Source organism: Paraburkholderia sp. Cy-641, from assembly GCF_011752945.1.
GTDB lineage: Bacteria > Pseudomonadota > Gammaproteobacteria > Burkholderiales > Burkholderiaceae > Paraburkholderia.
Map to the genome: position 1 here is coordinate 158774 of NZ_VWWM01000005.1, position 21464 is coordinate 180237.

Sequence of the window (21464 nt, forward strand, 5' to 3'; positions counted from 1 at the left end):
TCAAAGCCGCTTCTGCGGCTTGAATGCCAGCGGCTCGCTGGCATTGTCGCAATAGCGCTCCAGTAACGTCTCGTACTCGTCGAGAATGCCGGACCATTGAAACATGCTCGCGAAGCGTTCCCGGCTGACCGCGCGCATTTTCGCGACCGCCGAATCGTCCCGCAACAGATCTTCGATATGACGTTCGCACTGGCTCGTCGATGAAAAGTAGCGGTTCTCCGAGCCCGCGACCCATCTGTTGAACGGGTTATCGTGCGCGATGATGGCACTTCCGGCACCCAACGCCTCGACCAGCGACGGGTTGGTTCCCCCCACCTTGTGTCCGTGAAGATAGAACCTCGCGTAATACCTGAGTGACCGTATCATCTCGGTTTCATAAACCGCGCCGGGAAAGACCACTTCGTCGCTTGCCGCCTCCATCACGCGACGGTGATAAGGCCGCTTGCCCGGCTCATAATTGCCGAGCACCACCAGTTTGGCGCCGCGCCGTTTGTGCGAAAACGCCCGGACTACTTCGAGTATGGAGTTCTCGGGCTCGGGTCTGCCGATCAGAATGCCGTACCTGTCCGCAGTCAGGGATAACTCCCTCAGCCGGTCCGGACTGGCATGCTCGATACGATCCGCGCCATAAGTAATGGTCGTGATCTTGCTGCGAGACACGCGCGTCGACAGATGATCTGCAATCACCGGGTGATCGGCGACCAGATGATCCCCGACCCAGCAACCAATGCGCTCATTGAGCCATAGCCACGCACGCTCGTGTTTGCGCCACTTGTCGCGCCGCCATTCGAGGCCGTCCATGTTGATGATATTTTTTACGCCGCGCAGCCGCATCCATAAGCAGAAGAGCGCGGTGTTATAGCCGAGCGTCAATGCAACACCGGGCCGGCTCCTGACCACGTCGCGAACACAGGTCCAGTCGAACTCCAGCGTCGCGGCCGCGCCCTCGCGGCTCACCGGAAACGTGATGCGGTGAATGCCCTGCCATGTGTCGTCGACAGGCTGCCGCATTCCTCTCGTGCCCTGACAATACACAGTCACGGTCCAGCCATGATCGCGCAAATGAAACGCAAGCCGTTCCGCAAACGTTTCGAATCCTCCATGACGTGCCGGTATTCCACGCGTACCAAGAATGGCGATCGTTTTGTTGCCTGTCATACATTTAGCTCCGGGCGCAAATGACCGCGCGGCGGCGCAACGTCTGTTTTTCACGCAGACGATCCCACTCGCGCGCCTACCGGCGCGGCTCGAATCGAGTTCGCCGGAAGCAGCGAAGAGCGGCATCTGCTTCTTCCCGAGCGGATCGACAGACGTGCGTCGACCCGATCGATAGATCGTCTCGTTTTCAGTTTTGATTTGCGCCTGCGTCGATTCGTGAACGGCGTGTGCGAATCGAAATATGCCGCACGGAATTATGAAGACTGATTTAAGAGATATTTCAGACGGCGTTACTCCATATACGGCGGACCCAACACCGGAAGACCGGGGATTTTCATGCTCTTATGCGAATTACGCCACTCGTTCGTTGATATCCGCTCGCCGATTTAATTTTTACTATCCGGCCCGCTTCAAAACAAACGGGAACGATCATAGAACCTCGGCATTTTCCGGCTATGTGCGCTAGCGAACTTTTCCCTCGGCAAATTTCAACCCGGCGGGTTAACCTTGATTCATATGAAATTTATATCTCAAAATTAATGTGTCAATTTTTCATTACAAATCATCATTCCACCCGGAAAATCATTCATATTTTCACACGAATAATCCAGGATATTAAATTCCGCCATGGCGTATAAAGCCAGATAATTTGTCGGATTAAAAGGATTCAGGCTCGACATAAACGATGGTTCAATGTGGCTTGGCACGCACAGCGGGCCGGATACCAATGCTAGTGTTGCGCCGTGGTGGAATCCGCTCTTCCCACTACGCCGTATCCATGCTGCGAGGCCAGTCCCGGCGCAATCGCCGGTTCAATCCGCTGGGCCTCGCGTGTATTTCCCGCAGGAAGCGGCACAGCATTTCTCCATGAGGTGACTATGAGGCAGGCAGAGCAGACACGCGGCAAACCTCGCGCGCGTCCGGATGAAATAAATATGACGACGCTGCTCGAAACGCTGCTTCGTCACAAAACCATGATTGGCGCCATCGCGGCCATCGTGTTTTTGCTCGCCTGCGGCTACGCGTTCCTGAGTCCTCCGGTGTACGAGTCACGCATTCTGGTCAAGATCGACGAAACCGGCGACACCACATCGGCCGCTCAAAAAGATCTGCTCAATTATGTGTCGCGACCTTTCAACGAAAAATCCTCCGCCGAACGCGAAGCTCAACTACTCGATTCGCGAAATATTCTATGGAAGGCGGTCACGCAGTCGAAGCTCTATATCGAGGCGTCACCCCACTATTTCCCTCTTATCGGAGCGGCCATCGCACGGCAGGCCAATGATCTTTCGACGCCGGGAATATTGGGTCTGGGCGGTTTCGTATGGGGCAACGAAACCATCGAGGTAAGCAATTTCGAGGTGCCCGAGCAATTCCGGGGAAAAACGTTCCGTCTGCGGACGCTCGCAAACAACCAGTACGAACTGACAGGCCCGGGCCTGCCCGCGGCGGTAACAGGCAAAATCGGCGTAGCTGAGCAGTTCGTCTCGCATGCGGGACCGATCACCCTGCTCGTCGAGGCAATCCATAGCGCGCCGGGTGGAGAGTTCATGATTCAGCGCCGGCCGGAGCAACTGGTGGTCGACGAATTGCAGAAAGCTGTCAAGGTCACGGAGCAAGGCAATAAATCAGGCATTCTGATGGCCTCGCTCAGAGGCAACGATCCGCAAAGGATCGCGCAGACCATCGGCGAAATCGGCGAGCAATACCTGCAATGGAACATCAAGCTCAAGTCGGATATCGCCAAGGCATCGCTCACCCGTCTGAACGAACAACTGCCGCAGATGAAGGCACAGGTCAACGAGGCCGAGACGGCCTATAACACCTATCGCAATCAGCACGGCATCATCGACATCAGCGAGGAAAGCCATCTGCTCGCCAAACAGCTCGCGGACGAAACGGCGCAACTCGTGGGACTGCAGCGCACGCGCGAACAGAAACTCGCGACGTTTTCGGCCTCGTCCGCCGACGTCACCGCAATCGACCAGCAGATCACTACGACGCAGCAGGCCATCAACCGGCTGAACGGCAAGATCAGACAGATGCCGCTCACCGAGCAGGATGCGCTCCGGCGGCTGCGGGACCTGCGCATCAGCGAGGAACTCTACTCCGCGATGCGCAGCAAGATTCAGGAGATGCAGGTGCTCAGCGCGGGCACCGCGGGCTCCGTGCAACTCGTCGATTCAGCCGAGGTGCCGCTGCGCCCGGTCAAGCCCGTGAAACTGCTCGTTCTCGCGGCCGGACTGATGGGCGGGCTGCTGCTCGGCGCCGGTGTGGCCTTGGCTCGCGACCGGCTGTTTCGCGGTGTGACCGATACGGAGGACATCGAATCGTCCACCGGCTTGAGCGTCTACGCGACAATTCCGTTCAGCGAAAAACAGGCGGCGATCATGCGGCGCGCCGCAGCCGGCTTGCCGCAGCAGTTGCCCCTCGCGACTTGCCACCCGCACGATCCCGCGATCGAAAGTCTGCGCATGTTGCGCTCCGCGTTGCAGTTCGCCGCCGTCGGCGCGCGCAACAACGTCGTCATGCTGGCCGGCCCGCTGCCCGGCATCGGCAAGTCCTTCCTGTCCGTCAACCTGGCGACGGTGCTTGGCGCAGGCGGCAAGCGCGTGCTGCTGATCGACGGCGACCTGCGCAAGGGCCGCCTCGAACAGCATCTGGGCGTCGCCCGCGGGGACGGCCTCGCGGACGTGCTGTCGAACCGCTGCTCGCTGCAGGACGTCGTCGTCAAAAACGTCCAGCGCAATCTCGATCTGCTGCAGACCGGCATCTACCCGCCGAACGCCGCGGATCTGCTGACGAGCGGACGCTTCGCGGAAACGGTCGAGTACGCATCGCGGCACTACGACATGGTGCTGATCGACGCGCCCGCGATTCTCGCCGTGTCGGACATCGGCATGATGGTGCCCGTCGCGGGAACGATCTTTCTGGTCGCGCGTTTCGGCGAAACGCTGAAGGGAGAGATCGACGCGGCGGTCAAGCGCCTCGCGCAATCGGGTGCGAAAGTCAGCGGCATTCTGCTCAATGCGGTCAAGGTCCACGCGGCCAACTATGAACTGGCGCGCCGTTACGGCACTCACGCATACGTACAGGACTACGGCCAGGACCATCAATAAGCGCTCGCTGACATTCCCGCGCGGCATTCGATCCCGGATCGACGCGCAACTCAAACCGGTTCACGAACACATGAAGCCAGCCTCGACAGGCTGGCGTCGTCGCGAGGAGAGCGCATGGGCGCAAGTACTTCTGAAATCGTCGTCGTGACCGATCCTGCGGTCTTCCAGTCGCTGCAAGCCGAATGGGACGCATTGTGGAGCGAGGCCAATGGGCTTCACTTTCAGGCCTTCACCGTTTGCCTCCTGTGCTGGACCCAGGTCGCGCAGCCGCTCGGCAGACGGTTACACTGCGTCGTCTACCGCGAGAACGGAAAACTCCTGCTTGTCTGGCCGCTGGTCAGCCATCGGCGTCTGTTCTGGAACGTACTCGATCCGCTCACCCCTGGAACGATCGAGCACACCAGCATGCTGGTCACGGAAGGCCCGCATAAATCGCGCGCGATTGCAAGCGCCTGGGAAGCAGCGTGCAAGCGTTGCAGCGCCGACCTCTTCATCGTGCCCTATGTCGACACCGGCACGCCCTTGCATGAACATGCATCGCGGCATGCGCGGATCATGGCGATGTCGAACGACATTTCGATGAAAGTGGTCTTCCCGCGTTCCATGGACTGGAATACCTTTTGCACCGGCCTTGGCAGACTGGAGAAAAAACTGCCCGGCGCACGCTATCGCCGGCTCGCCAAAGAAGGCAATCTGGTCATCCGGCAACTCGGCATGGAAGACTCGGACTCTTTCGAAAAGTGGATCGAGTGGATCCTCACGACCAAGCGCGACTGGGCATCGAGCCGGGGAAAAGCCTCGACATGGCTCGCATCGCCCACGTATCAGCGCTATCTCATCGCGTTGCTGAATTCAGCCGACGAGCTCTCGAAAGCTCACCTGTTCATCGTCACGCTCGACGGAGAGCCGATTGCCGCCAACCTCATCGGCATGGGCAAAACGAGCCAGACCAACCTGATCGGCGCCTTCGACAAACGGTACGCCAAATTCGAGCCCGGCCTGCTCGTGAGGGAAATAGAAATGGAGCGTGCATTCGAACGGGGATTCGACGTCGATCTCGGCGTCGGCACCGAGCGGTTCAAGGTCTATTGGAGCAGCAATAACGTCTCGCCGAACGAGAGCTTCGAAATCGCGACGAGCCCGCTCGGATTACTCGCGTTTCGTATCAAACATCTGCTCGGCACGACCCGGACATGGGTTCGCGGCCAGACATCCCGCAAGCCGTCCCAGCCATCACCGAACACGTGAATCACGGCTCCGGTTTCGCGCGAGCCCAGGAGGAAACAGATGAATCACGCGATGGTCGACGTGGCGTGCAACCGGAACATGGCGAGAGCGCAGCGGCCGGCCGTATCCGTCGTTCTGCCGGTGTTCAACGGCGAAACGCACATTGCGGAAGCCATCGACTCGATTCTCGCTCAATCGATGCCCGACTTCGAACTCCTCGTCATCAACGACGGATCGAGTGACGGCACCCGCGCGATCGTCGAGTCCTACGCTGCACGCGACGCGCGCATTGCGCTCTTCAATACGCCGAACCGCGGCATCGTTGCCGCCTTGAACTTCGGGCTCGAACTCGCCAGCGCGGAATTCATCGCCCGCATGGACGCGGACGACATTGCCTTGCCGCGGCGCTTCGAAATCCAGTTGGCCGTGCTGAAGCGCGACCCCGCGGTGGTCGCCTGCGGCAGCGACCTGCTCAAGTTCGGCGCCGTCACCGGATCGCTGCAATTTCCTCGCCACGACGCCATGTGCAAAGCGTCCCTGCTGTTCGGCACCTGCTTCGGACACCCTAGCGTCATGCTGCGCGCCAGCACGCTTCGCGATCACGATCTGCGCTATGACGCACGGTATCAATTCGCCGAGGACTACCGCCTGTGGTCGGTGCTCGCGCAGCACGGCAAGCTCTGCAATATCGCCCAGCCGCTCGTTCGCTACCGGATTCACGATGCGCAGATCGGTCGTGCGTCGCGCGAGCCGCAACGGCGCGCCCATCTGGCCGTCGCCCTTCTCAACTGGTCGGAGGCGGGGGCGGCGATCGATCCCGAGCGGCTGAGGAACTTCCTGTGGCCACGTCTCGAACGGCGCGCCGACCTCTGCCGCTACACGTTGCTGTTCTTCCAGGTCGCCGCCTGTGTACTCAATGTGCGCCATCGTAGCCGGCTCGATCATCTCTGGTTCGCCTTGCGCGCCTTTTCGCGCAATGCCGGCCGGCACATCCTGACAGGCCGGCCGGCATGACGACGCCCTACGATTCCAGCGAAAACCGGATGGATCTGCACGCGGCCGCCGGGCTGACTCATTCGAGCCAGCGTTTTTCATATCTGTCGCTGCTGCGCTGGGAGTTCGGCTACGTCCTCATCCTGCTGATATGGTCGCTCTCGGGCGGCAGCGACGCGCTCAAGCTCGCCTCCGACGCTTATGCGATCGCCTTCGTGCTGTACATCGGCATACTGCTGGCGACAAGAATCCATCAGCTCGATCGCACCTGCACGATTCTGCTGGGATTCACCGCGTTCTTTTCACTAGGAAACCTGACGTTGAACGCGGGGCAGGAAAACATCGGCGAAAGCCTGAAAATATTGGCGATTTTCCTGTTCTTCCTCGCCGGCACCACGACCGAAGCGGACTTTCTCGAACGCGCACCCGGCAGGCTGATGGTCGTGCTGTTCGTCGCACTGCCCGTCGCGTTCTCGTTGCGGGATCTGTACGGCGGTTCGAGCTTCGATCCGCTCGACGAAATCTCGCTCTCGTTCTTCGCCAATCGCAACAACGCCATTCTGTTTGCCGTCGTCAGTTCGTGGACGCTGATGCTAGGCGGCGCCCGCCACTGGATCGTCACGCTCTATCTGCTCGCCTGCGCGATCGCCTTCAAGACGCTGGGCGCGATGCTGGCGATTCTGCTCGCGCTCTACCTGGTCTATCTCGGCTTCAACGTGCTGCGGATTGTCTTGCTGGGCTCGCTTGCCGCTGCGTTCGTGATGCTGTTCGGCAGCGAGCTGGAGGTCGTGACGCGCGCCACCGTCGCTTTCACGTCGCTGTCCCGTGTGATGGATCAGGCAGGAGGACTCTGGGGACTCGGCGCGATGAGCTACGAGGAGATCTACGAAGCGGTCGGCACCAGCGACATTTCGCTGATCTTCCGGCTCAAGCACTGGATCAATCTGTTCACGCTCTACGCCGACGGCTCGCTCACGCAGCAACTGTTCGGCTTTGGCGTCACGAGCAGTTTGCGTTTGACCGATCTCAAGCTGCTTCCGCACAACGACTACATCCGGTTCTTCTTCGAACTCGGACCGGGCATGCTGGCCTGCTTCATCGCGATGAACGTTCTGATCGTCAGGCGGATGGGAATCCGCTTCCTGTCCATACCCGCGATCTTCCTGTTCATCTATTTCTTTTCCGACAACATCGTGAACAACTTCCTCGTGATGTCGCTTTTCTACTTTCTGGCCGGCATGTTTTCGCGGCATATCGAGAGTTCGGAGCGCTATCTATCCGACTGAGGACCGGCGCGCTACCGCAATACCTCGCCCGCACCAGAAAACGCTTCGACCATGACGATACCCTCGACCATCCTGAACGTCTCGCAGAATTTCTTTATCAAAGGCGGCTCGGACAGCTACTTTCTGTCCCTCGGCGAACTGCTCGCGCAGCGCGGCCATGGGGTTGTGCCTTTCTGCGCGCGTAGCGAGAAAGACCTGCCTTCCGAGTGGTCGAAGTTCTTTCCGGCAGCAGCGGATTTCGAAGCGCCGTCGGTGATGGATGTCGCCCGTTTCCATTATTCGCAGGCGGCGAAGCGCAATCTCCGCTCGCTTCTTTCGGTGCGGCAATTCGACGTAGCCCATCTGCATATCTATTATGGAAAGCTCACGGGATCGATTCTTCCCGTGTTGAAGGACGCCGGCATTCCCATTGTGCAGACGGTCCATGACTACAAGCTGATCTGCCCGGTCTATACGTGCAGCCGCGACGGCAAGCCATGCGAGCTTTGCCACGGGCGCGACTACTGGCACGCGCTGGTACATCGGTGCAATCGCGGCTCCTATCTGCGCAGCGCGATCTCGACGTCCGAAGCCTACGTTTCGCGCTGGCTCGGCAGCGTGGATGCGATCGATCGCTTCGTCGCGGTGAGCCGATTCTTCGCCGCGAAAATGCAGGCCAACGGAATCGATGCGAACAGGATCACGGTCGTGCCGAATTTCGTTCATCTCGAACAATTCGTACCGCAGTCCGAAGCCGGACGCTATATGGTTTATTTCGGCAGAATCGAGCGCTCGAAAGGCATCGGCACGCTGATCGAAGCATTCCGGCAATTGCCGGACGTGCCTCTCGTCATCGTCGGGGAAGGCAGTTTTCTTGCCGACGCGCGAGCACTCGCGGCGGCCAGCCCCAACATCCGTTTCACCGGATTCAAAAGCGGGAGCGAACTGTACTCGCTCGTCGGCGGAAGCGCCGCGGCCATTCTGCCGGCCGAAGCCTACGAGAATTGCCCGATCTCGATCCTCGAAAGTTTTTCATGCGGCCGGCCGGTCATCGGGTCGAACATCGGCGGCATACCGGAACTGATCGAACACGGTGAAGACGGCTACGTATTCGAGCCGCGCGACGTGCCGTCGCTCAAGCACTACGTGGAAAAAATCTGGGCGCAGCGCGGCCGCAACGATATGGGCCGCGCCGCGCGCCGTAAAGCCGAGCAGCAATTCTCCGCCGACGTTCACTATCGGCGCATTCGCGACGTGTACGAGTCGCTGCCTTCGAGGGGGCGCGCATAAGCCTCTCGAATGCGAAGGACCTGCGGAACACGAAGGCCGCCATCGCCGCGCACGCCGCATCGGCAAGCGCCCGCGATACAGCCGGGAGAAACCCGGCCGACCGTGACGCTCCTTTAGCGCCCCCTAGCGTCCCCCCGACACCCCCCGCTCCAACGCCGCCACGCCCGCCGGCAAATCGACCTTGACGCCGAGATCGACCATCGTGCGGCCGAGCGCATGCACCGTGCGGAACAGATTGTGTTCGCGGCACTGCTCGCCCATCTGCCCGATGCGCACGATCGGCAAACCGAACGAGCCGGAGATTTCCACCTGATGCTGCCGCGAGATATGCGCGCACACGTCGGCGGGACTCAGGCCGTCCGGCACCTCGATGCCGACCACCGAATTGAGCCGGCAATTTTCCGGCGCATACAGTTGCAGGCCCATTGCCGTCACGCCCTGCTGCAACGCGAGCGAGCATTTCAGATGGCGCGCGAAGCGCTTTTCGAGCGTCTCGGCGCACACGAGCCGCAACGCCTCGTGCAAGGCGAGCACGCCCGACACCGGCGCCGTGTAGTGATAACCGGCGTTGTGCCAGAAGTTTTCCGCGAGCGACGCGTCGAGGCACCAGTGCGTATTCGGCACCGTGCGGCCTTTCACGCGCGCCCAGGCCGCATCGGAAAACGCGATCAGCGAGACGCCCGGAATCGACGACAGCCCCTTCTGCCCGCCCGTAATCACCGCGTCGATACCCCACGCGTCCATTTCGAGCGGCATCGTGCTCAAGGTGCAAACCGCGTCGACGATCACGAGCGCGCCCGCTTCCTTCGCAATGGCGGCGATGTCCTTCAGATGATGGTTCCACACCGTGTTCGAGGTTTCCCCCTGCACGACCGTCACGACCTCGGGACGCTCGCGGCGGATCGCCTCGGCCACCTGTTCGAGACTCGCGACCGTACGGTCCGCGACCTCGAGCACGCTCACGCGCGCGCCGACGCGCCGGCCCATGTCGGCCATGCGATCGCTGAAGAAGCCGTTCTTGATGCACAGCATGCGCGTGCCTTCCCACGCGAGATTGGAGATCGCCATCTCCATCGCGCCCGATCCCGGTCCCGCGACGCCGAGCACCCACTTCGACTGCGTCTGGAACACATAGCGCGCCATCGTCTTCACCTGGTTCACGACCTTCGCCATCGTGCCACCGAGGTGATTGATGACGATCGCATTGGCCTTGGCGACGGCGGCGGGAATCGGCACGGGGCCGGCACCCATCATCAGCAGCGGTTCTTCGGGCAGGATGGCGTCGAGCGATTCGACAACCGGACAGGGGACGGACGAAGCAACGGTAGAGGATGAGGAAATCGGCATGATCGGTACGTGAATATTCAGGCGCAAGGGAACGAACGGCCTCGTGGCGGTTAAGCCAGCGAGGCCGTTCGTCCGATCATTCACCGAACCGCGCGATTGCGCAAGTTTTTCGGCACGCATGCCTGGGCAGTGCTGTATCGGCCCGCGCGCCGGTACAGTTACTTCATCTTGAGCGCGACCATGCGGCTGTCGGCGAAGAATCGGTCGATGAACTCGAGCCCGCCGGGCCCAGTCGTGACCGACTCGTCGCGCGGGTGCAGTTCCTTCTTCACGTCGTGCGGCAATTCGCCGGGCAGCCGGTCGTGCACGTTGTCGCGATGCGAATAGCCGACGACTCGGCAAAATTGCCAGATCGCGCAGCGTCGTTGCGGTGTGGCAAGCCGAAACGATCTCCCGTACGCCGGACAGTCGCTCTTTCCTCGCGAAGTCGCCTAATATCGTGAAACAGATAATCCGCTATTGGCGGAGTTCTTTCGGCCTGATTGAACAGGCCTCGTTCGGAATGCTTTTCAAGCAATATTGCAGTTCCGCGACCTTATCAATCTCGTTTTCGACGCGGGCCGATTTCGCGAAAACAAACGCCTGAACACGTCTTCTTCGGAGTCCGATATGCGCATGATCCTGTTCAGCTGCCGTCAATACGATAGCGACACGTTCACCGAAGCCAATGCCGCGCACGGCTACCAGCTGCATTTCCAGGAATCCCATCTCGATCGCGAAACCGCGGTCCTCGCCGCGGGCTACGAAGTGGTCTGCCCGTTCGTCAACGACACGGTCGACGCCGCCACGCTCGAACGGCTTCATGCCGGCGGCACGCGCATGATCGCGCTGCGCTCGGCGGGCTTCAATCACGTCGACCTCGCGGCGGCCGAACGGCTCGGCATGCTGGTCGCGCGCGTGCCGGCCTACTCGCCGCATGCGGTCGCCGAACATGCGGTCGGGCTGATCCTCGCGCTGAACCGGCGCCTGCCGCGCGCGGTCGCTCGCACCCGCGAGGGCGACTTCTCGCTGCACGGGCTGCTCGGCTTCGATCTGCACGGCAAAACGGTCGGCGTGATCGGCACGGGCATCATCGGCCGCGTATTCGGGCGCATCATGGCGGGCTTCGGCATGCAGGTGCTCGCGCACGATCCGGGCACGCCCGCTGCCGACCTGCTCGCGCTCGGCGCGCGCTACGTGCCGCTCGACACGCTGCTGGCCGAATCCGACGTCGTCAGTCTGCATTGCCCGCTGCTGCCGGCCACCTACCATCTGATCGACGGCGCCGCGCTGGCGAAGATGAAGCGCGGCGCGATGCTGATCAACACCGGGCGCGGCGGGCTCGTCGAGGCGAACGCGCTGGTCGGCGCGTTGAAGGACGGCCAGCTCGGCCATCTCGGGCTCGATGTCTACGAAGAGGAAGGCGGCATCTTCTTCGAGGACCACTCGAATCTGCCGCTGCAGGACGACGTGCTCGCGCGTCTGCTGATGTTCCCGAACGTGATCGTCACCGCGCACCAGGCGTTCTTCACGCGCGAGGCGATGAACGAGATCGCGCAGACCACGCTCGCGAATATCGCGGCATGGCAGGCCGGCACGCCGTGCAACGTCGTGCATGCGGCGGGGTAGCAGCGCAGTAGAGGCAAGCGCGCACGTCAGGTGGGAACTTCAGACGCGAACTTCAGGCCCGCCCGAACCGGTCGTCCGGGCTACTCGCCTTGGTCGCGGTCCGGCCCGGTCGCGCGAATCGCGGTGCGGGCGTCGTCGGCCGCACCGCACAGCTCGCGCAGCAGCGCCGCCTCGCGCTCGTGCACTTCCACCGGACACCAGCGCGCCCCGGCCTCGGCCAGATAGCGCGCGCGGTGCTGGCCGTTGCGGAACGCCACCACGCCCTCGCGTTCGAGACCGAACCAGCCGAGCAGCCCCGGCGCGCGGCGCGTGGTGATCGTCACGTAGGGCATCTGCGGAATACGCGGGCTCTCGGGATCGAGAAACTCGCGAATCCCGCGCACCTTGCCCGTATGCCATTCGGCGACCGGCTTGAGCACATAGTCGGTGTTGTCGCGATCGGCGCAGACGAGCAGCTTGCGAAGATCGACGAGCACCACCTGGTGGCGGGTGCCGTCGGTGACGAACACGCGTTTGAGTCGCACATGGTCGTACCATGAATGCGCGCTTAGCGGCACGATCCAGACCGTTTCGGCGGAGATCGGCGCATCAGTTGATGATGAAGTGGGCAAAGGCAAGGACAAAGGCGGGCTCGGCAAGCTGGCGGAAGGCCGCCAGCGCATAAATAGAGCGCTCACGCTACGAGCCGGATGTGAAAGAAACATGACAGCCTACCGGATTAATCGCGCTGCATGAGCATGCCGCCACGCCGCCCATACCAACGGGCAAGCCCCGACCTACAAGGTACATAACGATGATAGCCACTCGGCATTTCAATGAACACGTGAGAATCGAGACAAATGAGGACAAAGACCTCGCTACGATCGTGCTCGACCGGCCCGCGCGGCGCAACGCGGTCGACCGCCCGATCGCACAGGCGCTCGGCGCCGCGTTCGCGTGCTTCGAGGCCGAGCCCGCATGGCGCGCGGCGGTGCTGTTCGGCGCGGGCGGCACGTTTTGCGCGGGCGCGGACCTGAGCGCGCTTGGCGACGACGCGCGCCGCAACGAACTGCGCGCCGACGGCAGCGGCCCCGGTCCGATGGGACCGACGCGCATGCACTTCAGCAAGCCGGTGATCGCGGCGATAGCGGGCCATGCGGTGGCGGGCGGGTTGGAGCTTGCGGCCATGTGCGATCTGCGGGTGGTCGAGGACGATGCGGTGCTGGGCGTGTTCTGCCGGCGCATCGGGATTCCGCTGATCGACGGCGGCACGATCCGCCTGCCGCGGCTGATCGGCTTGTCGCGCGCGCTCGATCTGATCCTGACCGGCCGCGCGGTCGATGCCCGCGAAGCGCTCGCGATCGGTCTTGCCAACCGCGTGGTGCCGCACGGCACGGCCCGCGCGGCGGCCGAGCAACTGGCCGCCGAGCTTGCCGCGTTGCCGCAGGCCGCCCTGCTGGCCGACCGCCGCTCGGCATTGGAAAACAGTGCGCTCGACGATCTCGCCGAGGCGCTGCGGCGCGAAGGCGCGGGCGGATATCAGGCGGTGTTCGCCGAAGGCGTCGCGGGCGCGGCGCGCTTTGTCTCGGGGGCGGGGCGTCATGGGGAAACGTTCGGTCAATGAAGCGATAGAGTAAGGCGATATGAGGCGAACTCGCCGCTGCACGGCAACAACCGGACAACCGCAACCTCGCAACCTGGCAACCTGGCAACCTGGCAACCACAGCCTGTTTTACGGCACATTCCGCAAAAAACAACAGCCGTCCCAGCTGCGAGCACGCCTGTTTTGACTTAGGTAGAATCCCCTACTGTTTTACCCGACCCGGCGCCGGCGTTCTCGCCCCGACAACGCCCGCCGTCCGGCGCGTATCCGGCGCGCCGCTTCACGCCTCGCATCCCGTCATCATGCCCTTGCCCCTGCTTGCCCTCGCCGTTGCCGCCTTTGGGATCGGTACCACCGAGTTCGTCATCATGGGGCTGCTGCCCGACGTCGCGCGCGATCTGTCCGTCTCGATCCCGGCGGCGGGCATGCTCGTGTCGGCATATGCGCTCGGCGTCACGATCGGCGCGCCGATCGTCGCGATCGCCGTCGCCAATATGCCGCGCAAGAAAGCGCTGATGAGCCTGATCGGCGTGTTCATCGTCGGCAATCTGCTGTGCGCGGTCGCGCCGGGCTACGCGGTGCTGATGGCCGCGCGCATCGTCACCGCGTTCTGTCACGGCGCGTTCTTCGGCATCGGCTCGGTGGTCGCGGCGGGGCTCGTCGCGCCGAATCGCCGCGCGCAGGCCATCGCCCTGATGTTCACCGGCCTCACGCTCGCCAACGTGCTTGGCGTGCCGCTCGGCACCGCGCTTGGCCAGGCGGTCGGCTGGCGCGCGACGTTCTGGGCCGTGACCGGCATCGGCGTGCTGGCGGCGGCCGCGCTCGCGGTATGCCTGCCCGCGAAGATCGAGATGCAGAAGGCGAGCCTCGTGCGCGAATTCAGCGTGTTGAAGAACCCGCAGGTGCTGATGGTGCTCGGCATCAGCGTGCTCGCCTCGGCCAGCCTGTTTTCCACCTTCACCTACATCACGCCGATTCTCGAAGACGTGACCGGCTTCACGCCGCACGCGGTCACGCTCGTGCTGCTGCTGTTCGGCCTCGGCCTGACGGTCGGCAGCACGCTCGGCGGCAAGCTCGCCGACTGGCGACTGCTGCCCTCGCTGATCGCGTTCCTGCTCGCGATCGTCGTGATCCTGTGCGTGTTCGCGGGCACGATGCACGCGCGCATTCCGGCGATGCTGACGGTCTTCGTGTGGGGCGTGCTCGCGTTCGCGATCGTGCCGCCGCTGCAGATGCTGATCGTCGATCGCGCGAGCCATGCGCCGAACCTCGCCTCGACGCTGAACCAGGGCGCCTTCAATCTCGGCAACGCGACCGGCGCCTGGCTCGGCGGCATGGCGATCGGCGCGGGCGCACCGCTCACGACGCTGCCGTGGGTCGGCGTCGCGACCTCGTTCGGGGCGCTGCTGCTCACGCTGTGGTCGGTGTCGATCGAGCGGCGCATGGCGATGGCGGGCTGACGGCGAGCGGCGTGCGCCTCAGCGCAGCGCCGGCAGAATCTCGCCCGCGCACACACCAAACCCGACGCGATACCCCTCGCCCTGGCACCATCCGGCCAGCGTCAGCTCGTCGCCATCCTCGATGAACGTGCGCGTGCCGCCCTCCTTCAGTTCGAGCGGCCTCTTGCCGTTCCACGTCAGTTCGAGCAGGCTGCCGTAGGAATCCTCGGTCGGTCCGCTGATCGTGCCCGAGCCCATCAGATCGCCGACGCGCGTATTGCAGCCCGACACCGTGTGATGCGCGAGCTGTTGCGCCATCGTCCAGTACATGTGCCTGAAGTTGGTCCGCGAGATCGTGTTTGCCTCGCGCGCGTGCTGCGCGCGCAAGGTGACTTCGAGATGGATATCGAACGCATGCTGGCCGTCGTGCCGCAGATAGTCGAGCGGCTGCGGTTCCTGCTGCGGCTGCGCGACGCGGAACGGTTCGAGCGCGTCGAGCGTGACGATCCACGGCGAGATCGTCGTCGCGAAGGTCTTCGAGTTGAACGGGCCGAGCGGCACGTATTCCCATTGCTGGATATCGCGCGCGCTCCAGTCGTTCAACAGCACCATGCCGAAGATATGCGCCTCGGCATCCTCGCAGGCAATCGGCTCGCCCAACGCATTACCGCCGCCGACGATAAAGCCCATCTCCAGCTCGATATCGAGCTTGCGGCATGCGCCGAACACCGGCCGTTCCTGATCGGGCAGCTTCAGTTGACCGTTCGGGCGCCGCACCGGCGTGCCGCTCACGACCACCGACGACGCCCGTCCGTTGTAGCCGATCGGCATCTCCGACCAGTTCGGCAGCAGCGCATTCTTCGGATCGCGAAACATCGAGCCGACGTTGGTCGCGTGCTCCTTCGAGGAATAGAAATCGGTGTAGCCCGGAATCCGCACCGGCAGATGGAGGCGCGCCTCGGCCTGGCTCACGAGCGCCTTCGCGCGCAACGCGGCATCGTCGCGCAGGGTGGCGCACTCGCGCGCGAGCAACTGGCTCAGCTGGATGCGCACGCTACGCCACGCCTCGCGGCCAAGCGCGATGAAGTCGTTGAGCGCATCGCGCGCGAACACGCCCTGCGCGGGTACGTTCAGCAGGCTCGCCGCCTGCAACGCGGCGAGATCGACGATCGTGTCGCCGATCGCGACGCCCACGCGCGGCACGTCGTTGCCACGGTCGCTGAAAATGCCGAACGGCAGGTTCTGGATCGGGAAGTCGCTGGCCGGATCGTTGGCCGACTCGACCCAGCTTTTGCGCGACGGATCGAGCGTCGCCTGAAAATCGTTTACCGCGTTCATCGTTGCTCCGGATTGAAGTGTTTCTTGAGGCCTTGCCAGCACTCGTAGTAATGCGCCTGCAATTGCGCGGTTTCGAGCGCGAAACGGGTCGGCCGGATCAGCGTGCGCGTCTCGAACATGAAGGCCATCGTGTCGCCAACCTTCTTCGGCACCGACGTATCGATCTGCGATGCCTTCTCGAACGTATCCGCGTCGGGGCCGTGGCCCGTCATGCAGTTGTGCAGGCTCGCGCCACCCGGCACGAAGCCCTCGGCCTTCGCGTCGTAGACGCCATGCACGAGACCCATGAACTCGCTCGCGACATTGCGATGGAACCACGGCGGACGGAACGTATCTTCGGCGGCGAGCCAGCGCGGCGGGAAGATCACGAAGTCGACCGTATCGACGCCGGGGGTATCGCTTTGCGATTGCAGCACGAGGAAGATCGACGGGTCCGGATGGTCGTAGCTGATCGAGCCGATCGTGTTGAAGCGGCGCAGGTCGTATTTGTACGGCGCGTAGTTGCCGTGCCACGCAACCACGTCGAGCGGCGAATGATCGATGTCCGCGCGCCACAGATGGCCGTTCATCTTCGCGACCAGTTCGAACGCGCCTTCGCGGTCTTCGTATGCGGCATGCGGCGTGAGGAAGTCGCGCGGATTGGCGAGCCCGTTCGAGCCGATCGGCCCGAGTTCCGGCAGACGCAGCAGCGCACCGAAGTTCTCGCAGATATAGCCGCGCGCGCTGCCGTCCGGCAGGCTCACCGCGAAACGCACGCCGCGCGGAATCACCGCGATCTCGAACGGCTCGATATCGAGCCGGCCCAATTCGGTCGCGATATGCAGACGCCCTTGTTGCGGCACGATCAGCAATTCGCCGTCGGCGCTATAGAAGAAGCGCTCCTGCATCGAGCGGTTCGCCGCGTACAGGTGAATCGCGCAGCCGCTCATCGCTTCGGCCGCGCCGTTGCCGGCCATCGTCACCCAACCGTCGATGAAATCGGTCGGCTCGGCAGGCATCGGCAGCGGATCCCAGCGCAACTGGTTCGGCGGCGTCGGCGGCATCGCCGCGAAATTGGCGACGAGCCGCTCCGAGGGCATCAAGGTGAACGGCTGGTGCATGGCCGCCGGGCGAATCCGGTACAGCCAGGAGCGGCGGTTGTGGCCGCGCGGCGCCGTGAACGCGGTGCCCGACAGCTGTTCGGCGTACAGCCCGTAGGCCGCGCGCTGCGGCGAATTGCGCCCGCTCGGCAGCGCGCCCGGCAAGGCCTCGGTCGCGAACTCGTTCGCGAAACCCGACTGATAGCCCGGCTCGATTTCCGGCCGCAGGCGTCCGGCGGCCGGCGTGCGTGATGAGGTGTCCATACGAGGTTCTCCGTTAATACGCGATCTTTTCAGTCAGGCGGTCAAGCGATCAGGCCGGCATTCGCTGCGGATGCGCGGCCGTGTTGCCGTGTCGCGCCCGCTTGTTTCCGCATTCAGCCCGCTTGTTTCCGCATCCATTTTCGTACTGCGCGGCCGGCATGGCGGGCCGGACCTGCTACGCCGCGCGGCCGACAGCCCGGCTCGACCCGGCTCGGTGTCAACGTTCCCGACCGTCGCAGCCGCCCTTTAATTTACGAATAGTAAAACGAATTATGAATAGTGAAAATAACGTATACCCTGGAGGCCGATCGGGCAATCTGTCCCCGAACTGGCGCCAGAGCCGCTTCCCGCGCGCCGTACCGCCCGGTGAAGCCCGCGCGGACAGGCGTCCGGCCAATATCGTTATGAGCATTTTGTTCATGTGCGCGCGGCGCGGACTGCTACCATCGAACCATGCGCCCATTGCGTCGCGTTTTGTGTCGCGCTTCGCATCGCCACGCGGCGGGCGCGGCATCCATCGTTGCCCTTGATCCCATTTCATGATTCCGCCGACCATCCCCGATCTCGTCGCCCGCGCCACCCACCATCCGTTTCTCGGCAAGTATCTGGCGATGGGGGACGGCGCGCACGACGGCATCGCGCTCGCACGCTGCGACGGCCTCGAACTCGCGAGCGCCTACGAGCCGATCTTCGACATCAGCGTGCATGCGCTCGCGCAGTCGCTGTCATGCGGCGCGGAAGGCGTCGACCGCTTCGGCGACGAACTCGGCTTTCAGGCCGTCACGCACCGGCTCGACACGCCGCCGTCCGACGTCTTCGATCCCTTCGACCGGATCGCCGACGATCAGCAACTGGTCGCGCTCGATCGCATGTCGCGCGCGCTGCATGCGATCAATTTCTTTGGCGCCCAACGGCATGGGCTGCTGTTTCTGCGCGTGCACGAGCGGCTGCTCAAGAGCGTGAAATACGATCACGGCCAGCATTTTTCGAACGTGCTGACGTCGTTCGGATTGAGTCCGGCGCGCATCGTGATCGAGTTGCCGGCGGCCGCGGTCGCACACAAGACCTTCCTCGGCTACCTGACGCGCAGCTATCAGCATTACGGTTTCAAGGTGGCGGGCAATCTGTCGAACGCGGGGCAGATCCTGTCGGTGTCGGAAACGGCGCGGCTCGACTTCATCAAGATGGATGCGGGCGTCGCGTTGCGCGATGCGACGGTCAAGCCGCTGGTCGGCTATGCGAACCGCCTGCATGTGCCGCTGATTTTCAATCGTGTGGTGGATGAAGCGCAGTTCGTCGCGTTGCAGCAGTACGACGTGCGCTTCGTGCAGGGGCCGTTGTTCAACGCGCATTATCACGACCGGGCGGCGTGAGTTTTTCCGGCGCGTTCATGCGGCGCGGGTTCGCGCCGCGCTATCGACCCGTTGCCTTATTGGCCCAATGCAACGGTCCGACGGTCCATTGGCCCATCGCCCGCTTGCCTCGTCAGCCCTTTTTCAGCCCGGCTCGCCTAGTCGCCGCGCAAGCGCCTTCAGGCGCGGCGCGACGTTCTCGCGAAACACCTCCTCCCCCATCGACGAAGCCGGCCCGCTGCAACTGAGCACGAGCCAGCGCCCCTCGCGCGGCTCGCGAAACGGCACCGCGACCGCGTTGACGTCGTCGTGCCACGCGCGAAACGAATAGCAGCAGCGCTCGGCCGCGAACGCGGCGATTTCCTTTTCGGCCTCGGCAACCCGCAGCGCACCGGCCTTGCCCGCCGCCTTCCTCAGTTCGGCGATCAGCGCCGTGCGTGCGTCGGGCGGCTGCACGGCGAGATAGGCGCGGCCCATCGAACTCGTCAGCATCGACAGCTTCGAGCCCGAGGCAAGCCCGAGCGTCAGCGCGGTCTCGCTGCGGATCGTCTCGAGATAGATCATGTCGAGCCCGTCGCGGCAACCGAGCGACACCGCCGCGCCGACCTCGCGCGCGAACGCGCGCATATGTGGACGCGCGAGTTCGAGCGTATCGGTGCTCGCCAGCAGCGCAAAACCAAGTGACAGCACGCCCGCGTCGAGCGCATATTTGCCGTGCGTTTCGTCGAGCCGCAAATAGCCGAGCACAGTCAGCGTGTACGCGAGGCGATTGACGGTCGCCTTCGGCAACCCCGTGCGTTCGACGAAATCGCGGTTGCCGAGCATCGTCTCGCCAGGCCGGAACGCGCGCAGCAGGTCGAGCCCGCGCGCCAGCGCCACGACGAATTTGCGCTCGTCGAGCGGTGCGGAGAAAGTGGAAGGCAGCGTCATAGGGTGATACACTCGGGCGTCGTTTGCAAAACATTGTTTCGCAAGGCGGAACTTGAGTCAAGCTCGTTCCGGGCGAAAAATCAGGAGATACGTCATGGCCGTCGCCGCGCAGTTTCACTGGGAAGACCCGTTGCTGCTGGATCAGCAGCTCACCGAAGACGAACGCATGGTGCGCGATGCCGCCGCGGCGTACTCGCAGGACAAGCTGCTGCCGCGCGTGCTCGAAGCGTTCCGCCACGAGAAGACCGATGTCGAGATCTTTCGCGAAATGGGCGAACTCGGTCTGCTCGGCCCGACGATCCCCGAGCAATACGGCGGCCCCGGCCTGAACTACGTCGCGTACGGCCTGATCGCGCGCGAAGTGGAGCGCGTCGATTCCGGCTACCGCTCGATGATGTCGGTGCAATCGTCGCTCGTAATGGTGCCGATCTACGAATTCGGCTCGGACGCGCAGAAGGAAAAATATCTGCCGAAGCTCGCGCGCGGCGAGTGGATCGGCTGCTTCGGGCTGACCGAGCCGAATCACGGCTCCGATCCGGGCAGCATGGTCACGCGCGCGAAGAAGGTCGACGGCGGCTATTCGCTGTCGGGCTCGAAGATGTGGATCACCAATTCGCCGATCGCCGACGTGTTCGTCGTATGGGCGAAGCTCGAGGAAAACGGCAAGGACACCATCCGCGGCTTCATTCTCGAGAAGGGCTGGAAGGGTCTGTCGGCACCGGCGATCCACGGCAAGGTAGGCTTGCGCGCCTCGATCACCGGCGAAATCGTGCTCGACGAAGTGTTCGTGCCGGAAGAGAACATCATGCCCGGTGTGAGCGGCCTGCGCGGCCCGTTCACGTGCCTGAATTCGGCGCGCTACGGCATCGCCTGGGGGGCGCTCGGCGCGGCTGAAGCATGCTGGCACACCGCGCGCCAATACGTGCTCGATCGCAAGCAGTTCGGCCGGCCGCTCGCCGCGAACCAGCTGATCCAGAAAAAGCTCGCCGACATGCAGACCGAAATCACGCTCGGCCTGCAAGGCGTGCTGCGCCTTGGCCGCATGAAGGACGAAGGCACGGCGGCCGTCGAAATCACCTCGATCATGAAGCGCAATTCGTGCGGCAAGGCGCTCGACATCGCCCGCCTCGCCCGCGACATGCTTGGCGGCAATGGCATCTCGGACGAGTTCGGCATCGCGCGCCACCTCGTGAACCTCGAAGTCGTGAACACCTATGAAGGCACGCACGATGTGCACGCGCTGATTCTCGGCCGCGCGCAAACGGGTATTCAGGCGTTTTTCTGATTTTCGCTGCCCGGTCGATGTACCGGGCGTGTCCCGGGTGTGTTGTGTTGACTCGCGCGGTGGGTGGCGATCCACGATCCATCGCCCAAAACAGAAAGCCGGTTCTTACGAGCCGGCTTTCTGTTTTTGTGCGGCCTCAAGCGCGTGCTACTCAAGACATAGCGAAGCGCGCGTCGAGCCCGCCTCAC

At 63.2% G+C, this 21464-nt stretch carries 17 protein-coding genes and 1 pseudogene; 11 read left to right on the top strand and 7 right to left on the bottom strand.

The features are described 5' to 3' along the window. Window positions 1-1284, bottom strand: a complete 1284-nt coding sequence (locus F3J20_RS04555) for a DUF1972 domain-containing protein (RefSeq protein ID WP_240158604.1) — start codon at window positions 1282-1284, stop codon at window positions 1-3. An 809-nt stretch (window positions 1285-2093) separates the two neighbouring features. On the opposite strand from F3J20_RS04555, the gene F3J20_RS04560 reads away from it, so the two are divergent. The 5 genes from F3J20_RS04560 (at window position 2094) to F3J20_RS04580 (ending at window position 9052) form a co-directional block, all read left to right on the top strand. Next, complete coding sequence (locus F3J20_RS04560; RefSeq protein ID WP_167036202.1) at window positions 2094-4277, top strand: polysaccharide biosynthesis tyrosine autokinase; 2184 nt, start codon at window positions 2094-2096, stop codon at window positions 4275-4277. Window positions 4278-4391: 114 nt separating this feature from the next. Next, window positions 4392-5525 carry a GNAT family N-acetyltransferase gene (locus F3J20_RS04565; RefSeq protein WP_167036199.1) on the top strand — a complete coding sequence of 378 codons (1134 nt, stop codon included), beginning with the start codon at window positions 4392-4394 and terminating at the stop codon, window positions 5523-5525. Window positions 5526-5603: 78 nt separating this feature from the next. Beyond that, the gene (locus tag F3J20_RS04570; protein ID WP_240162700.1) at window positions 5604-6518 is read left to right on the top strand and encodes a glycosyltransferase family A protein; all 915 of its coding nucleotides are present in this window, start codon (window positions 5604-5606) and stop codon (window positions 6516-6518) included. Then, window positions 6515-7783, top strand: coding sequence for a hypothetical protein (locus F3J20_RS04575; RefSeq protein WP_167036193.1), 1269 nt, complete (start codon window positions 6515-6517; stop codon window positions 7781-7783). The genes F3J20_RS04570 and F3J20_RS04575 overlap by 4 nt, the downstream gene beginning before the upstream one ends. Before the next feature lie 51 nt (window positions 7784-7834). Continuing rightward, complete coding sequence (locus F3J20_RS04580) at window positions 7835-9052, top strand: glycosyltransferase family 4 protein (protein WP_167036190.1); 1218 nt, start codon at window positions 7835-7837, stop codon at window positions 9050-9052. 123 nt (window positions 9053-9175) lie between these two features. On the opposite strand, the gene F3J20_RS04585 is transcribed toward F3J20_RS04580, so the two are convergent. Then, on the bottom strand, window positions 9176-10399 hold the full coding sequence (locus tag F3J20_RS04585) for an alanine--glyoxylate aminotransferase family protein (RefSeq protein ID WP_167036187.1): 1224 nt from the start codon (window positions 10397-10399) through the stop codon (window positions 9176-9178). A 170-nt stretch (window positions 10400-10569) separates the two neighbouring features. Next, window positions 10570-10722 (bottom strand): annotated as a pseudogene (locus tag F3J20_RS04590) (aspartate 4-decarboxylase); the annotation flags it as partial. A gap of 286 nt (window positions 10723-11008) precedes the next feature. On the opposite strand from F3J20_RS04590, the gene F3J20_RS04595 reads away from it, so the two are divergent. After that, window positions 11009-12007: a 2-hydroxyacid dehydrogenase gene (locus F3J20_RS04595; RefSeq protein ID WP_167036184.1), complete on the top strand. Its 999-nt coding sequence runs from the start codon at window positions 11009-11011 to the stop codon at window positions 12005-12007. 80 nt (window positions 12008-12087) lie between these two features. Here F3J20_RS04595 and F3J20_RS04600 read toward each other — a convergent pair whose 3' ends face one another. Continuing rightward, window positions 12088-12618 carry a hypothetical protein gene (locus F3J20_RS04600; protein WP_240158637.1) on the bottom strand — a complete coding sequence of 177 codons (531 nt, stop codon included), beginning with the start codon at window positions 12616-12618 and terminating at the stop codon, window positions 12088-12090. On the opposite strand from F3J20_RS04600, the gene F3J20_RS31995 reads away from it, so the two are divergent. From F3J20_RS31995 to F3J20_RS04610, 3 genes are all read left to right on the top strand, one after another. Beyond that, a complete protein-coding gene (locus F3J20_RS31995; RefSeq protein ID WP_240158658.1) occupies window positions 12521-12742 on the top strand; it encodes a hypothetical protein in 222 nt (73 codons plus the stop codon). The genes F3J20_RS04600 and F3J20_RS31995 overlap by 98 nt on opposite strands. 58 nt (window positions 12743-12800) lie before the next feature. Continuing rightward, the gene (locus F3J20_RS04605) at window positions 12801-13610 is read left to right on the top strand and encodes a crotonase/enoyl-CoA hydratase family protein (RefSeq protein WP_167036178.1); all 810 of its coding nucleotides are present in this window, start codon (window positions 12801-12803) and stop codon (window positions 13608-13610) included. 281 nt (window positions 13611-13891) lie between these two features. Further along, a complete protein-coding gene (locus tag F3J20_RS04610) occupies window positions 13892-15049 on the top strand; it encodes an MFS transporter (RefSeq protein ID WP_167036175.1) in 1158 nt (385 codons plus the stop codon). A gap of 18 nt (window positions 15050-15067) precedes the next feature. On the opposite strand, the gene fahA is transcribed toward F3J20_RS04610, so the two are convergent. Next, a complete protein-coding gene (gene fahA / locus F3J20_RS04615; RefSeq protein ID WP_167282189.1) occupies window positions 15068-16366 on the bottom strand; it encodes a fumarylacetoacetase in 1299 nt (432 codons plus the stop codon). Beyond that, a complete protein-coding gene (gene hmgA, locus F3J20_RS04620; RefSeq protein ID WP_167036169.1) occupies window positions 16363-17709 on the bottom strand; it encodes a homogentisate 1,2-dioxygenase in 1347 nt (448 codons plus the stop codon). The genes fahA and hmgA overlap by 4 nt, the downstream gene beginning before the upstream one ends. Before the next feature lie 539 nt (window positions 17710-18248). Between hmgA and F3J20_RS04625 the strand changes: the two genes are divergently transcribed. Continuing rightward, a complete protein-coding gene (locus F3J20_RS04625; protein WP_167036166.1) occupies window positions 18249-19082 on the top strand; it encodes an EAL domain-containing protein in 834 nt (277 codons plus the stop codon). 123 nt (window positions 19083-19205) lie between these two features. Here the strand turns inward: F3J20_RS04625 and F3J20_RS04630 are convergent, their stop codons facing one another. Continuing rightward, window positions 19206-19991, bottom strand: a complete 786-nt coding sequence (locus tag F3J20_RS04630) for an IclR family transcriptional regulator (RefSeq protein ID WP_167282191.1) — start codon at window positions 19989-19991, stop codon at window positions 19206-19208. A 94-nt stretch (window positions 19992-20085) separates the two neighbouring features. Between F3J20_RS04630 and F3J20_RS04635 the strand changes: the two genes are divergently transcribed. Continuing rightward, a complete protein-coding gene (locus F3J20_RS04635) occupies window positions 20086-21276 on the top strand; it encodes an acyl-CoA dehydrogenase (RefSeq protein WP_167282193.1) in 1191 nt (396 codons plus the stop codon). Window positions 21277-21464 lie beyond the last annotated feature (188 nt).

Excerpts from the sequence above, each read along its gene's own strand:
- hmgA (WP_167036169.1), bottom strand. The coding sequence starts at position 17,709 with ATGGACACCTCATCACGCACGCCGGCCGCCGGACGCCTGCGGCCGGAA.
- F3J20_RS04585 (WP_167036187.1), bottom strand. The coding sequence starts at position 10,399 with ATGCCGATTTCCTCATCCTCTACCGTTGCTTCGTCCGTCCCCTGTCCG.
- F3J20_RS04625 (WP_167036166.1), top strand. The coding sequence starts at position 18,249 with ATGATTCCGCCGACCATCCCCGATCTCGTCGCCCGCGCCACCCACCAT.
- F3J20_RS04595 (WP_167036184.1), top strand. The coding sequence starts at position 11,009 with ATGCGCATGATCCTGTTCAGCTGCCGTCAATACGATAGCGACACGTTC.
- F3J20_RS04555 (WP_240158604.1), bottom strand. The coding sequence starts at position 1,284 with ATGCCGCTCTTCGCTGCTTCCGGCGAACTCGATTCGAGCCGCGCCGGT.
- F3J20_RS04580 (WP_167036190.1), top strand. The coding sequence starts at position 7,835 with ATGACGATACCCTCGACCATCCTGAACGTCTCGCAGAATTTCTTTATC.
- F3J20_RS04565 (WP_167036199.1), top strand. The coding sequence starts at position 4,392 with ATGGGCGCAAGTACTTCTGAAATCGTCGTCGTGACCGATCCTGCGGTC.
- F3J20_RS04560 (WP_167036202.1), top strand. The coding sequence starts at position 2,094 with ATGACGACGCTGCTCGAAACGCTGCTTCGTCACAAAACCATGATTGGC.
- F3J20_RS04630 (WP_167282191.1), bottom strand. The coding sequence starts at position 19,991 with ATGACGCTGCCTTCCACTTTCTCCGCACCGCTCGACGAGCGCAAATTC.
- F3J20_RS04635 (WP_167282193.1), top strand. The coding sequence starts at position 20,086 with ATGGCCGTCGCCGCGCAGTTTCACTGGGAAGACCCGTTGCTGCTGGAT.
- fahA (WP_167282189.1), bottom strand. The coding sequence starts at position 16,366 with ATGAACGCGGTAAACGATTTTCAGGCGACGCTCGATCCGTCGCGCAAA.
- F3J20_RS04570 (WP_240162700.1), top strand. The coding sequence starts at position 5,604 with ATGGCGAGAGCGCAGCGGCCGGCCGTATCCGTCGTTCTGCCGGTGTTC.
- F3J20_RS04605 (WP_167036178.1), top strand. The coding sequence starts at position 12,801 with ATGATAGCCACTCGGCATTTCAATGAACACGTGAGAATCGAGACAAAT.
- F3J20_RS04575 (WP_167036193.1), top strand. The coding sequence starts at position 6,515 with ATGACGACGCCCTACGATTCCAGCGAAAACCGGATGGATCTGCACGCG.
- F3J20_RS04610 (WP_167036175.1), top strand. The coding sequence starts at position 13,892 with ATGCCCTTGCCCCTGCTTGCCCTCGCCGTTGCCGCCTTTGGGATCGGT.